This window comes from Lacisediminihabitans changchengi (assembly GCF_016634425.1).
GTDB lineage: Bacteria > Actinomycetota > Actinomycetes > Actinomycetales > Microbacteriaceae > Lacisediminihabitans > Lacisediminihabitans changchengi.
Genome location: NZ_JAEPES010000001.1, coordinates 869,870 through 884,024, shown reverse-complemented (window position 1 = coordinate 884,024; position 14,155 = coordinate 869,870). Strand labels below are relative to the sequence as shown.

General features: G+C 66.9%; 11 protein-coding genes and 1 tRNA gene. 2 read left to right on the top strand and 10 right to left on the bottom strand.

All coding sequences use genetic code 11. From position 1 onward, the window contains the following. Positions 1 to 13: 13 nt before the first annotated feature. Positions 14 to 96 (top strand) — tRNA-Leu (locus tag IV501_RS04175). Positions 97 to 174: 78 nt separating this feature from the next. Here IV501_RS04175 and IV501_RS04170 read toward each other — a convergent pair. Both IV501_RS04170 and IV501_RS04165 read right to left on the bottom strand, forming a co-directional pair. After that, positions 175 to 1,044 carry an FHA domain-containing protein gene (locus tag IV501_RS04170; protein ID WP_200555113.1) on the bottom strand — a complete coding sequence of 290 codons (870 nt, stop codon included), beginning with the start codon at positions 1,042 to 1,044 and terminating at the stop codon, positions 175 to 177. Next, positions 1,044 to 1,322 carry a hypothetical protein gene (locus IV501_RS04165; RefSeq protein WP_200555112.1) on the bottom strand — a complete coding sequence of 93 codons (279 nt, stop codon included), beginning with the start codon at positions 1,320 to 1,322 and terminating at the stop codon, positions 1,044 to 1,046. The genes IV501_RS04170 and IV501_RS04165 overlap by 1 nt, the downstream gene beginning before the upstream one ends. Before the next feature lie 203 nt (positions 1,323 to 1,525). On the opposite strand from IV501_RS04165, the gene IV501_RS04160 reads away from it, so the two are divergent. Beyond that, positions 1,526 to 2,221 (top strand): DUF2510 domain-containing protein, encoded by a 696-nt coding sequence (locus IV501_RS04160; protein WP_200555111.1) that lies wholly within the window; start codon positions 1,526 to 1,528, stop codon positions 2,219 to 2,221. Between the two features lie 105 nt (positions 2,222 to 2,326). Here IV501_RS04160 and pyk read toward each other — a convergent pair whose 3' ends face one another. The 8 genes from pyk to IV501_RS04120 all read right to left on the bottom strand — a co-directional run bounded on the left by pyk (position 2,327) and on the right by IV501_RS04120 (position 14,151). Further along, positions 2,327 to 3,772 carry a pyruvate kinase gene (gene pyk / locus IV501_RS04155; RefSeq protein WP_200555110.1) on the bottom strand — a complete coding sequence of 482 codons (1,446 nt, stop codon included), beginning with the start codon at positions 3,770 to 3,772 and terminating at the stop codon, positions 2,327 to 2,329. A gap of 61 nt (positions 3,773 to 3,833) precedes the next feature. Beyond that, positions 3,834 to 5,288: a glutamate synthase subunit beta gene (locus tag IV501_RS04150; RefSeq protein ID WP_200555109.1), complete on the bottom strand. Its 1,455-nt coding sequence runs from the start codon at positions 5,286 to 5,288 to the stop codon at positions 3,834 to 3,836. Then, positions 5,281 to 9,864, bottom strand: a complete 4,584-nt coding sequence (gene gltB / locus IV501_RS04145; RefSeq protein WP_200555108.1) for a glutamate synthase large subunit — start codon at positions 9,862 to 9,864, stop codon at positions 5,281 to 5,283. Before gltB ends, IV501_RS04150 begins: the two co-directional genes overlap by 8 nt. A gap of 88 nt (positions 9,865 to 9,952) precedes the next feature. Next, the gene (locus IV501_RS04140) at positions 9,953 to 10,993 is read right to left on the bottom strand and encodes a prolipoprotein diacylglyceryl transferase (RefSeq protein ID WP_200555107.1); all 1,041 of its coding nucleotides are present in this window, start codon (positions 10,991 to 10,993) and stop codon (positions 9,953 to 9,955) included. A 72-nt stretch (positions 10,994 to 11,065) separates the two neighbouring features. After that, positions 11,066 to 11,863: a tryptophan synthase subunit alpha gene (trpA, locus tag IV501_RS04135; RefSeq protein WP_200555106.1), complete on the bottom strand. Its 798-nt coding sequence runs from the start codon at positions 11,861 to 11,863 to the stop codon at positions 11,066 to 11,068. Continuing rightward, positions 11,860 to 13,092, bottom strand: coding sequence for a tryptophan synthase subunit beta (trpB, locus tag IV501_RS04130; protein ID WP_200555105.1), 1,233 nt, complete (start codon positions 13,090 to 13,092; stop codon positions 11,860 to 11,862). The genes trpA and trpB overlap by 4 nt, the downstream gene beginning before the upstream one ends. 51 nt (positions 13,093 to 13,143) lie before the next feature. After that, entirely contained in the window at positions 13,144 to 13,917 is a 774-nt protein-coding gene (trpC, locus tag IV501_RS04125) for an indole-3-glycerol phosphate synthase TrpC (RefSeq protein ID WP_200555104.1), read from the bottom strand. Next, complete coding sequence (locus IV501_RS04120; RefSeq protein WP_200555103.1) at positions 13,918 to 14,151, bottom strand: DUF6704 family protein; 234 nt, start codon at positions 14,149 to 14,151, stop codon at positions 13,918 to 13,920. Positions 14,152 to 14,155 lie beyond the last annotated feature (4 nt).

Below are 14,155 nucleotides of genomic sequence, written 5' to 3'. Positions count from 1 at the left end.
AGAGTCCACGTGCGCCGGATTGGCGGAATGGCAGACGCGGAGCACTCAAAATGCTTTGCTCGAAAGGGCGTGCGAGTTCGAGTCTCGCATCCGGCACAGGCGACACCAGCACAACAGCAGAAGCACGAACGTCAGAACGAGACGGATGCCGCGGCGCAGGCCACGGCATCCGTTTCAGTTCTTCGGCACCCGTCGTTCGGGCTGAGGCTTCTGGCGGGCAAGTTCCCCACCGACTCTGCCGCCGAAAGGGCGCCCATGGTCGGCGAACTCGGCACGAAAGTAGGCCATCCGCCAGTCGCCGAGTTCTAGCCGAGCTCCGGTGCGCAGGATCTGCCCTTGCCCCTCGACAGCCCGAACAGCACTGCTCGCGATCGGACCGTGCGCGTAGAGCACATATTCATCGTTACCGTCGTGCCGGATCTCGGCGTGCATCGGCAACAGGCCGTCAAGCCGAAGATCGCACTTCTCGTCAGACCCGATCGTGGTGACACCAGGCAGAAGCTCGAATTCTCGAGGAGGGGTGCCGTCCCAGTATTCAGACCCGACGACGAAGATCAGTCGAGGCCGGCCGGAGCCCGGCGTGTAGTGCGTGGTCGTCACCCGTCGTCGCAGACGCCGACTTACCGTCGGAACAAGAGGGAATGGCGTCGACGGCGGCAGAGAGATGCTCGACGCGGTCGGGCGGGCACGCAGCAGCGGGGCAATCGCGGTCGCAGCCCCGAGGCGGATGTGCGGAGACCCGGTCATGGCGCGTTGCACCAGGCTCGACTTCACGTCGCCCATTCCGGCGATGTAGCCCGCCGGACCCGTGAGGGTCACCGAGACCCCCAATTCGGCCATCTGCGTCGCGAGCTCGCGGAGTGCGGTGAGTTTCGGCGCGCGGCCCGAGATCAGGAGTTCCGGATCACTGGCGTAGATCTGTACCTCGGAGCCGTGAGCGGTGATGCTTCCCGTCAGCAGTTTCGACGGCTCGCCGTCATCCGCTGCACCCGCCGCCTCTTCGAGCGAGAACTCCAGCTCGATGTCGAAGCGCGTCGCCACCATTAGGAGGCGACGTCGGGCGAACGATGGGTGTCGGAGCCGGCTGCCTCGTCGTCACTGGTCGTGACGCGGAGCGTGCCGTTCAGCTTCCAGGTAGCGCGAGGCGCGTCCGGCCCGATGTCACGCGGAACCTCGACGGTCATGTCGATGAACTCGTAGTTGACCGCGGCGCCGCGGCCGGTGAGGTACGACCACATCTCGCGGCCAAGATCGGTCCAGTCGCTGATTGTGCGGCCGTCAGGGCCGGTGCTCGTGTCGAAGAGTTCGGTGGTGTCGGTCATGATGCTCCTTCAGCGGTGAGAACGGCCGCGCGTCTCGAGAAGCAGAGGTGTGCGGCACACGTTCGCGTGACGGTGAGACTACGCCGCTGCGGCCCGGGTGACTCGCGTTCCCAGCAGACAACCAGACAGCGGGTGAGCGGTATACCGTGTGAACCGGGCGTCGGGTCGATCCGTCGCCTCCACGACCACGATGGGACCGCCGCATGACCTCGCCCGACAACACTCCGCCCGCGCAGACACCGCGCGTGCAGACACCGGCCGGGTGGTACCCGGACTACACCGGCGAGCCGCGGATGCGGTGGTGGGATGGCACCGCGTGGTCGGATCACGTGACGGAGCCCAGCGCGCCCGCGGCCATGCCGCCTGCGCCCGCCACCCCAGCGCGCAACACCGTTCCGGCCACGACCCCGGCGAACAACGTCTTCATCTGGATTCTCGTACTGCTCCCGGTGATCACACTCGCGCTCTCACTCACCGTGAACTACGCCGCCATCGGCCGTTCCGCGCTGCAGGACGCTCGGCTCGGCGAGAGCGGCAGCGCAATGGGGTTCGGCGTGGGCGGTGGAGCGACACTCGCGATCTCACTCCTGGGCTGGCTCGTCGACGCTGCCGTCATCGTGCTCGCCTACTTCGACAACCGTCGACTGAAAGCAACCGGCTTCGAACGCCCGTTCCCCTGGCCGTGGGCATTCTTCACTCTCATCTCCAGCGTCGGGGTACTGGTCTACGTGATCGGTCGCACCGTGATCGTGAAGCGGCGCTCCGGGCGGGGACTAGCGCCGATGATCGTCGCGATCGCACTTGCCGCGCTGGGGCTGATCCTCGGCGGGGTCGCGTTCGTGCAGATCGTCTCACCGATGTTCGACCAGTTCGGGTCCGGCGACTTCATCAACTCCTGATCCGCGCACGGTAGTCGCCGGAATAGGCCGACGGCCCGGCACCCTCTCGGGTGCCGGGCCGTTGGCTTGGGCTGACTCTGTGAGCCGGGACCCTGTGTACCGGGACTAATCCGCCGCGTACGCCGGAGCGACCGCGTTGTGAGCATCGCCCACACGGTGCACGCGCATGTCGTTCGTGCCCCCAGAGATTCCGGGAGGGGACCCGGCGATCACGACGACCTTCTCGCCCAGGGTGGCTCGGTCGTTGCCGATCAGGATGTCGTCGACCTGCCCGAACAGTTCGTCGGTGTGGGTCTTGCGCTCGACCCGGTAGGTCTCCGTACCCCACACCCATGCCAGGCGGTTGCGGATGCGCTCCTCCGGCGTGAAGGCGATGATCGGAATGCGGTGACGCAGTCGCGACATGCGACGCACCGAGTCGCCGCTTTCGGTGAACACGCAGAGGAATTTCGCCTCGACGAAGTCAGCGACCTCGGCCGCCGCAAGAGTGATCGCGCCGCCCTGGGTGCGCGGCTTGGTGCCGAGGGGTGGGATGCGCTCCAGCCCGTGCTCCTCGGTGGACTTGACGATCCGCGCCATGGTGGCGACCGTGATCACGGGGTACTCCCCCACGCTGGTCTCGCCGGACAGCATGACCGCGTCGGCGCCGTCGAGGACGGCGTTGGCGACATCCGAGGTCTCTGCACGGGTCGGGATCGGGCTGGAGATCATCGACTCGAGCATCTGCGTCGCCACGATGACCGGCTTTGCCATACGACGCGACAGCTCGATGGCGTGCTTCTGCACAATCGGGACCGCCTCGAGCGGCATTTCGACGCCGAGGTCACCACGGGCGACCATGATGCCTTCGAAGGCATCGATGATGGCCTCGAGGTTGTCGACGGCCTGCGGCTTCTCGACCTTGGCGATGATCGGAAGACGAATGCCTTCCTCCGCCATGATCTCGTGGGCACGCAGGGCGTCCTCGGCATTACGAACGAACGACATCGCGATGAGGTCGGCACCGAGGCGCAGGCCCCAGCGCAGGTCGGCCTCATCCTTCTCGGACAGCGCGGGAACGTTGACCGCGACGCCGGGAAGGTTGATTCCCTTGTTGTTCGATACCTCGCCACCGACGACGACCTCGGTCGTCACGACCTCGCCGTCGACCGACAGCGCACGCAGCTTGACCTTGCCGTCGTTGATCAGCAGGTCGTCCCCGGGGCGGACGTCCCCGGGAAGACCCTTGAACGTGGTGCTGGAGATCTCCTTGGTACCCAGGATGTCCTCGGTGGTGATCTTGAAGATGTCGCCAACCGCAAGGTCGTGCGGTCCATCGGCGAACTTGCCGAGGCGGATCTTGGGGCCCTGCAGGTCCACCATGACGGCGACCGCCTTGCCGGTGTCCAGGCTGGCCTGGCGCACGTTGCGGTACACCTCCTCGTGGACGTCGTAGCTGCCGTGGCTCAGGTTCATGCGGGCGACATCCACGCCGGCCTCGATGATGGCCCTGATGTTTTCATAGCTCGACGTTGCCGGGCCCAGGGTCGCGACGATCTTTGCGCGTCTCATTCGTTTCTTTCTGTTGGGGTTCTGTTCTCGCTGCGCCCGGGATCGCCGGGCACCGGATGGATCAGATCGAGATGGCCCGGTCGGTGGGCCGTACGGGCGAGGGCAGCTGGGTGTCGCCCTCAAGGAAGCGATCGACGGCGGCCGCGGCAGCGCGGCCCTCGGCGATCGCCCAGACGATCAGCGACTGTCCGCGGCCGGCATCGCCAGCCACGAAGACGCCAGACTCGCTGGTCTGGTAATCGCCGTCACGCTGCACGTTACCGCGCTCGGAGACGACGCGGAGCTGCTCCTCGAGCTGCTCCCCCTCTGTGCCGGTGAAGCCCAGCGCAAGCAGCACCAGGTCAGCCGGGATCTCGCGCTCGGTGCCGGACTTCGGCACCCGACGGCCGTCGAGGTATTCGGTCTCGGCGACGCGGATGGCCCGCAGTTCGCCGATCTCGTTCGACAGGAATTCGACGGTGGAGGCCAGGTAGACCCGCTCGCCGCCCTCCTCGTGGGCACTCGACACCTCGAAGAGCGTCGGGGACATCGGCCACGGCTGGGATTCGGGACGCTCGCTCGGCGGCTGGGTACCGATGGCGAGGTTGGTGACCGACAGCGCACCCTGACGGTGTGCGGTGCCGATGCAGTCAGCACCGGTGTCGCCACCGCCGAGGACCACGACGTGCTTGCCTTCCGCGCTGATCTGGTCGACGACCGTGTCGCCCGCACCCACGCGGTTCTGTTGCACGAGGTACTCCATGGCGAAGTGTACGCCGGGCAGGTCACGTCCGGGGATCGGGAGGTCGCGGGGCACCAGAGCGCCGGTGGCGACCACAACAGCGTCGTAACGGGCGCGCAGGTCATCCCAGCTGATGTCCGTGCCGATGGTTACGTTTGCCCGGAAGCGCGTGCCCTCGGCCTGCATCTGCCGCAGCCGGTTCTCGAGGTGCTTCTTCTCCATCTTGAAGTCCGGGATGCCGTATCGCAGCAGGCCGCCGATGCGGTCATCGCGCTCGAACACCGCAACGGTATGACCGGCACGGGTGAGCTGCTGAGCGGCGGCGAGACCGGCCGGGCCCGACCCGACGACGGCGACCGTCTTGCCCGTGAGACGCTCCGGAGGATGCGGATCGACCCAGTCGTTGGCCCAGGCCTGATCGATGATCGAGACCTCGACCTGCTTGATCGTCACGGCGGGCTGGTTGATCGCCAGCACGCACGACGACTCGCACGGTGCCGGGCACAGTCGCCCGGTGAACTCGGGGAAGTTGTTGGTGGCGTGCAACCGCTCGATCGCCTGGCGACCTTCGCCACGCCAGGTGAGATCGTTCCACTCCGGAATCAGGTTGCCGAGCGGGCAGCCGTGGTGGCAGAACGGGATCCCGCAATCCATGCAGCGGCCGGCCTGCTTACGGGTCGTAGCCGCGTCACCCTGCTCATAGACCTCTTTCCAGTCCATCAGTCGCAGAGCGACGGGCCGACGGGCGGGCGTCTGCCGCTCGCGGGTCTTCAGGAAGCCTTTCGGGTCAGCCACCGGTTACCTCCATGATCCGGCTCCAGACGACATCGCCATCCGGGTCCAATCCTTCTTCGACGGCGGTTGCTCGGGTGGCGAGCACCGCCGCGTAGTCGCGGGGCAGCACCTTCACGAAGCGAGACATGGTCTCGTCGAGGTTCTGCAGCATCCGCTCCGCCACGGCGGAGTCGGTTTGCGCCACGTGCTGACGCAGCAGATCGGTGACGATTTCGATGTCACCGGCACCAAGAGGCGACAACTCGAGTTCGCCCGAGTCGAGCGAGTCGCGGTTGACTCGCTCGCGCTTCAAATCGTAGACGTACGCCGTGCCGCCAGACATGCCGGCGCCGAGGTTGCGTCCGGTCTCACCGAGGATGAGCGCCAGGCCGCCGGTCATGTATTCAAGCGCGTGGTCGCCAACACCCTCGACGATCGCGGTCGCGCCGGAATTGCGCACCAGGAACCGCTCGCCGACGATGCCCCGCAGGAACATGCTGCCCTGGGTCGCGCCGTACCCGATGACATTGCCGGCGATCACGTTGTTCTCCGCGGGGAAGCCGCTGGCGGCGTCCGGCGTGACGACGATCTGCCCGCCACAGAGGCCTTTTCCGACGTAGTCGTTGCTGTCTCCGACCAAGCGCAGCGAGATACCGCTCGGAAGGAACGCGCCGAACGACTGCCCGGCGGTCCCGGTGAGATTCACCTGGATGGTGCCGGTCGGCAGACCGTTCTCGCCGTGCCTGACCGTCACCTCGTGGCCGAGCATCGTGCCGACGGCACGCTCGGTGTTGCGGATCGGCAGGTCGATGGAGACCGGCGTGCGGTCAGCCAGTGCGGCGGCACTCTGGCGGATGAGCTCGACGTCGAAGTGCTTGTCGAGTTCGTGGTCCTGGCTGCTGACGTTGCGTCTCGGCTCGTCGTCGCCGAAGACAGGACCGTCGAGGATGGGTGCCAGGTCGAGACCGTCGGCCTTCCAATGATCGATCGCGCCGGTGGCATCCAGCACCTCGGAGTGGCCGATCGCCTCCTCGATGGAGCGGAAACCGAGCTCGGCGAGGTACTCGCGCACCTCTTGGGCGAGGAACTCGAAGAAGTTGACCACGAACTCGGGCTTGCCAGTGAAGCGTGAACGGAGTTCGGGATTCTGGGTGGCGACGCCTACCGGGCAGGTGTCGAGGTGGCAGACGCGCATCAGAATGCAGCCGGAGACCACGAGCGGCGCCGTGGCGAAGCCGTACTCCTCGGCCCCGAGCAGCGCCGCGACGACCACGTCACGACCGGTCTTCATCTGACCGTCGACCTGCACCACCACGCGACCGCGCATACCGTTGAGCATCAAGGTCTGCTGGGTCTCGGCGAGGCCGAGCTCCCAGGGCGTGCCGGCGTGCTTGAGCGAGTTGAGCGGGCTCGCACCGGTTCCGCCGTCGTGACCGGAGACCAGCACGACATCCGCGAGTGCCTTGGTGACACCAGTGGCGACCGCGCCGATTCCCGACTGGCTCACCAGCTTGACGTGAACGCGGGCCTCGGGGTTGGCACGCTTGAGATCGAAGATGAGCTGCTTCAGGTCTTCGATCGAATAGATGTCGTGATGCGGCGGCGGCGAGATAAGGCCGACGCCTGCGGTGGCGTGGCGGGTGCGCGCGATCCACGGGTAGACCTTGCCCGGGGGCAGTTGGCCGCCCTCGCCGGGCTTGGCACCCTGCGCCATCTTGATCTGGATATCGTCGGCGTGGGTCAGGTACATGCTCGTCACGCCGAACCGTCCCGACGCGACCTGCTTGATCGCACTGCGCCGGGTGGGATCGAGCAGTCTGGCGGTGTCTTCGCCGCCCTCGCCGGTGTTGCTCTTGCCGCCGATGCTGTTCATGGCGATGGCGAGCGTCTCGTGTGCTTCGGCGCTGATCGAGCCGTAGCTCATCGCCCCCGTCGAGAAGCGCGTCACGATGGATGCGACGGACTCGACCTCGTCGATCGGAACGGCCGAGCGCAGCCCCTTCTTGAACTCGAACAGCCCGCGCATGGTCATGAGCGACTGCGACTGGTCGTCGACGAGCCTGGTGTACTCGCGGAAGATGTCATAGCGGCGAGACCGGGTCGCGTGCTGCAGGCGGAACACGGTGTCTGGGCTGAACAGGTGCGGCGGCCCGTCGCGACGCCACTGGTACTCCCCGCCGGTGGCGAGGCGCTCGTGAGCGCTGACTGCGCCGTCCTCCGGGTATGCAGCGCTGTGACGCGCCGCGCTCTCCGCCGCGATGACGTCGATGCCGACACCGCCGAGCAGGCTGGAGGTGCCGGTGAAGTACTGGGTGACGAATTCCTGGTCGAGGCCGACGGCCTCGAAGGCCTGAGCTCCGGCGTAGGAGCCGACGACGGAGATCCCCATCTTCGACATGATCTTCAGCACGCCCTTGCCGAGCGCCTTGATCAGGTTCTTGACCGCCTTCTCTGGCGTGACCCCCTGCAGCAGGCCGCTTCGGACCAGTTCTTCTGCGGACTCCATCGCGAGGTACGGGTTGATCGCAGACGCACCGTAGCCGACAAGCAAAGCGACATGGTGCACCTCGCGAACGTCACCGGCCTCGACGATCAGGCCGACCTTCATCCGGTTTTCTTTGCGGATGAGGTGGTGATGCACGGCCGCGAGCATCAACAGGGACGGCACCGGTGCCATCTCCTTGGTGGAGTCGCGGTCGGAGAGCACCAGGAACAGCGCGCCCTCGTCGATGGCGCGATCCGCCTCGTCACACATGGCGGCGATGCGCTGCTCCATGGCCTTCGGGCCCTGGTCGGCGCGGTAGAGACCCTTGATGGTGTGGGTCGGCTGGAAGCCGAGCCGGCTGCCCTTGGGGGCGATGTGCTGGATCTTGGCCAGCTCGTCGTTGTCGATCACCGGGAAGTCGAGGATGACCTGGCGCGCATGCTCCGGCGTCGCGTCGAGCAGGTTGCGCTCCGGTCCAAGGCCCAGCTTCAGCGACGTGACGACCTCTTCACGGATGCTGTCCAGCGGCGGGTTCGTCACCTGGGCGAACTGCTGGGTGAAGTAGTCGAACAGCAAGCGCGGACGGTCGCTGAGCACGGCGATCGGGGTGTCGGACCCCATGGCGCCGAGTGGCTCCGCGCCCTTCTCCGCCATCGGCTTGATGAGAATGCGCACCTCTTCTTCGGTGTACCCGAAGGTGCGCTGACGTCGCGTGACCGATGCCGGGGTGTGCACGATGTGCTCGCGCTCCGGCAGGTCCTTGAGGTTGATGCGACCACCGTCGAGCCACTCGCCCCACGGCTCCGACTCGGCGAGCTCGCGCTTGATCTCCTCGTCTTCGACGATGCGACCGGCCTCGGTGTCGACGAGGAACATCTTGCCGGGGCGCAGGCGACCCTTGCGCACCACGCGGGCGGGATCGATCTGCAGCACGCCGATCTCACTGGCGAGCACGACCAGCCCGTCATCGGTCACCAGGTAGCGGCCGGGGCGGAGACCATTGCGGTCCAGGGTCGCTCCGACCAGGGAGCCGTCGGTGAAGACCAGGGCGGCCGGGCCGTCCCATGGCTCCATCATCATCGCGTGGTACTCGTAGAAGTCGCGGCGGGCCTGCTCGAGGTCTGGCTGGTTCTCGTAGGCCTCCGGCACCATCATCATCATGGCGTGCGGGAGCGACCGACCGCCGAGGTTGAGCAGCTCGACGACCTCGTCGAAGGAGGCCGAGTCGCTCGCACCGGGCGTGACGATCGGGAAGAGCGGCGAGAGGTCGCCGAGAACGGCGGACTCCAGCTGGGACTGGCGGGCCCGCATCCAGTTGCGGTTGCCCTGCACCGTGTTGATCTCGCCGTTGTGGGCGATCATGCGGAACGGCTGGGCGAGCGGCCAGGACGGGAAGGTGTTCGTCGAGTAGCGCGAGTGCACCAGCGCGAGCTTGGAGGCGAAACGCTCGTCGGAGAGGTCCGGGTAGAACGGCTCTAGCTGGAGCGTCGTGACCATTCCCTTGTATACGAGGGTGCGGCTGCTCAGCGACGGGAAATAGACCTCGAGCTCGCGCTCGGCGCGCTTGCGCAGGCGGTACGCCTGACGGTCGAGCGCGATGCCCTCCACCGGGGAGTCGTCGGTCGACAGTGTCGACGTGAGAAAGAGCTGTTCGAAGGCGGGCATCGCCTCGCGGGCGAGATTGCCGAGAACCTCGGGACGCACCGGAACATCGCGCCACCCGAGAACGTGGAGCTTCTCTTGCGCTGCAAGGGCTTCGATGCCGGCCTTGATGGCCTCGCGCTCGGCCCGGTCGACGGGGAGGAATGCGGTTCCGACGACGTACTGGCCCACCGCAGGGAGCTCGACGCCCGCGACCGCGCGGAGGAAGTCATCCGGGATCTGGGTGACGATTCCGGCGCCGTCACCGGTTCCGGCATCCGACCCGATCGCGCCGCGATGTTCGAGGTTACGCAGGGCACCGAGAGCGGCGTCGATGATGTCGTGACCGGCGGTGCCACGAAGGGTGGCGACCATGGCCAGACCGCACGCATCTTTCTCGCGAGCAGGGTCGTACAGCCCGGTTGCCCCAGGGGCGACACTGAACCGGGAAAAGGGTGGCGTGAGAGCCATGTAGTTACCGTCCTCACGAGACTTTGGGAGCGTGTGGGACTGCAGCGGCCCGGGATTCAAGCGACGGACCGAGGAACCCGGCTATCCGTTACTTCGTGCCAGCCCCGCTTGTGACGGACCGTGTGGCCTTGACCGATTCGGTGTCTGTGGTGTCGACCGTGGCGTCATTGCCTGCCGAAGACATAGCGTCTTCGTCGGTGTCCGAATAGGTGTCTTCAGAGTGTACCTCAGCGGTGGGAATGTACTCGCGACCGGCCACGTACACGCTCGGCTCGGTGCCGGTGTGGCGACGTGAGGCGACCATGAGAACGATGAGGCCGATGATCGCGACGCCCCAGCCGATCCAGATGTTTACCCGGAGACCGGCGAGATAGAGGCTCGGGTCGATGCGCAGGGACTCGAACCAGCTGCGACCGAGGCCGTACCAGACCAGGTAGAGGCCGAACACCTTGCCCCACTGCAGCTCGAACTTCTTGGCGATCGCCGTGATCAGCGCCAGGCCGACCAGCGCCCAGACGATCTCGTACAGGAAGTTCGGCTGGAAGATCGTGGAATCGGGAAGGCCGACCGGAAAGCTCGGATCGTCCGAGGGGATCTGCACGCCCCATGGCGCGCTAGTGGGCGTGCCGAAGTAGTCGTGCTCGAACCAGTCGCCGATGCGTTCACCGATGGTGCCGATCAGGATGCCGGGCACCGCCAGGTCGAGGAAGGTCGAGGTGCGCAGACCCGCGAGCCTGCTCCCGATGGCCACACCGATCAGTCCGCCGAGCAGCACGCCCCAGATCGAGACGCCGCCCTCCCAGACGAATGCCCAGCTCCACGCCCGGCTGCCCGCGCTGAAGTAGACATCGGGGTGCAACGCCACGTGCACGAGACGACCGAAGACGATGCCGAGCGGGATTGCCCAGATGGCGACGTCGACGACGATGCCCGGCTCGGCCCCGCGCGTGGTGAGGCGGCGGGAGGTCACGGCCAGCGCGATGATCAGGCCGAGGATGATGAACCCCGTCGAGGCACGAAGGTTGATGTCGAGGCCGAAGGAGGTCCAACCGAGGTCGCGGAACCACTGCCCGAGGTTGAATACCTGCCAGGCGTCGTTCGGGCTGGGGATGCTTGCGGGGAGGACCAAGGGGCTGGTTGCCTTTCGTGCGGAGTGCGTGTCACGCGGGGAGCTCGGCGGCTAGAGCCACCGAGGAACTAGCTAAGCGTACAACCCGCGACTCAGGCCGGATGCTGCCGCGGCGACGCCGGACACTCCCCCCTCGGCGAGGGCTTTCACGAGCGCCGAGCCGACGATCGCGCCGTCCGCGTACTCGATGACCTGGGCCACCTGTTCGCCGGTGGAGATGCCGATGCCGACACACGCATTCTCGGCGCCGTCGGCTTTGAGCCGCGCGACCAGCGTGCGGGCGGCGGCGTCGACGTCCTGACGGGCGCCGGTTATCCCCATGGTGGAGACGGCGTAGACGAAGCCCCGACTGGCCGCGACGGTGTCGGCGATGCGGGCATCCGTCGAGGACGGCGCCGCGAGGAAGACCCGGTCGAGACCGGTTCGCTCGCTCGTCGCCACCCAGTCGCCGGCGGAGTCCGGTGTGATGTCTGGAGTGATCAGGCCCGCGCCCCCGGCATTGCGCAGCGCGTCGGCGAAGCGATCGACGCCGTACTGCATCACGGGATTCCAGTAGGTCATGACCAGCACCGGTGCATCGACGCGGGAACGGATGCCCTCCACCGCCGCGAACACGTCGCGGGTTCGAAACCCGGCCTTCAACGCCGTCTGAGTCGCCTGCTGGATGACCAGGCCGTCCATGACCGGATCGGAGTACGGCAGACCGAGTTCGAGAATGTCCACCCCGTTCTCGACCAGCGCGACCGCGGCATCGATGCTGGTGGGCAGATCGGGAAAGCCGACCGGCAGATACCCGATCAGGGCACCGGAACCGGCGTCGCGACGCGCGGCGATGGTCGAAGATACGGTGCTCACAGCGGTGTTGGTCATTCTTGGCGAGCTCCCTCGTCGAACAGATCGAACCAGGCGCCAGCGGTCTGCACGTCCTTGTCGCCACGGCCGCTGAGGTTGACCAGGATGATCGCCTCGGGCCCCATCTCCCGACCGAGCTTCAGGGCACCGGCGAGGGCGTGCGCCGACTCGATCGCCGGGATGATTCCCTCGGTTTGGCTGAGCAGGCGCAGGGCATCCATCGCCTCGGTGTCCGTCGCCGGCAGGTAAGTGGCACGGCCGATGTCGTTGAGGTAGGCGTGCTCTGGCCCCACACCCGGGTAGTCGAGGCCGGCCGAGATCGAATGGGACTCGATGGTCTGTCCGTCCTCGTCCTGCAGAAGGTAGCTGCGGGCGCCGTGCAGGATGCCCGGGCGACCGCGCTCGATGGACGCGGCGTTGCGGTCGGTGTCCACCCCATCGCCCGCCGCCTCGTAGCCGTAGAGCTTGACGCTGGGGTCGTCGAGGAAGGCGTGGAAGATGCCGATCGCGTTCGATCCGCCGCCCACACAGGCGGCCACGGCATCCGGGAGCCGGCCGGTGAGGTCGAGCACCTGCTGCCGCGCCTCTTCGCCGATGATCTTCTGGAAATCGCGCACCATGGCGGGGAACGGATGCGGGCCCGCCGCGGTACCGAAGATGTAGTTGGTGGTCTCCACCGACGTCACCCACTCGCGGTACGCCTCGTTGATGGCGTCTTTGAGGGTGCGGGAGCCGGTCGTCACCGAGACGACCTCGGCGCCCAGCAGCCGCATCCTGGCCACGTTGAGGGCCTGGCGCTGGGTGTCGACCTCGCCCATGAAGATGGTGCACTCCAGGCCGAACAGGGCGGCCGCGGTCGCGGTGGCAACACCGTGCTGACCGGCGCCAGTCTCGGCGATCACGCGCTTCTTGCCGATCTTGCGCGTGAGCAGCGCCTGGCCGAGCACGTTGTTGATCTTGTGCGAGCCGGTGTGGTTGAGATCCTCACGCTTGAGGATGATGCGGGCCCCGCCGGCGTGCTTCGCAAAGCGCGGCACCTCCGTGATGATCGAGGGTCGCCCGGTGTAGGTGCGGTGCAGCTCAGCCAGCTCCGCCTGAAACAGCGGGTCGGTCTTCGTCTGCTCGTACGCCGCGGCGAGCTCGTCGATCGCCTTGATCAGCGACTCCGGCATGAAGCGACCGCCGTACTCGCCGAAGAACGGTCCGGCGTTGTTCCTCAGATGGGTGACGTCATTCGGGTTGCTCATGCTGTTCCTCTCGGGCCGTACGCGAAGGGTACTCGCGCCGGCATAACGACGTCAGACGGCCAGGAAGTCGGCGAGGGTGCGCCGGGGATCGCCGCCCGTGACCAGCGCCTCGCCGACCAGCACGACATCCGCACCGGCAGCGCGGTAGTGAGCGACATCGTCGGCGTTTTTCACCGCAGACTCCGCCACACGGATGACGCCGGCCGGGATGTGGTCGGCCAACGCCCCGAACAGGTCGGGGTCGAGCTCGAAGGTGCTCAGATTGCGGGCGTTGACGCCCACCAGGCGTGCGTCGATATCGATGGCCCTGGCCAGCTCGTCTGCACTGTGGGTCTCGACCAGCGCGGTCATCCCGAGTTCGCGGATGAGTTCGTGCAACGACGCGAGTCGGGGCTGATCGAGGGCAGCCACGATGAGCAGCACCAGGTCGGCGCCCGCGGCACGGGCCTCGAACACCTGGTACGGCTCACCGATGAAGTCTTTGCGTAACACCGGGATGGAGACGGATGCCCGCACCGCCTCGAGGTCGGCGAGCGACCCGCCGAAGCGGCGCTGTTCAGTGAGCACGCTGATCGCGCTCGCACCACCCAGTTCGTACTGCGTCGCCAGGGCTGCCGGGTCGGCGATCTCGGCGAGTGGGCCGCGGGAGGGGCTCGCACGCTTGACCTCGGCGATGATCTTCACCCGGTCGGTCGGCGCCAACGCTGCTAGCGCGTCGAGCGCCGGGGTGCGGGCGAGGGCCTCGACCTCGACCTCGGCGAGCGGGCGGAGCGACTGGCGTGCGGCCGCGTCCTCCAGGGACCCGGCGAGGAGGTCGGAGAGCACCTACTTGTCGTGCTTGGCGGTGTACTTGGGGCCGTATACGCCGTAGCCCATTTTGCTCAGGATAACGCCGACGAAGAATCCGACGACAACGAGTCCTGCAGCAGACCAGACAAGGATCGGCAGCTGCAGGAAAAAGGCCAGGGTGCCGATGGCGAAGCCCACGAGCATGATGATTACAGCGGTCCAGGCGGCGGGCGAGTTGCCTTCGCCGGGCTCGTGGAATTCGTCGCTCACTGGG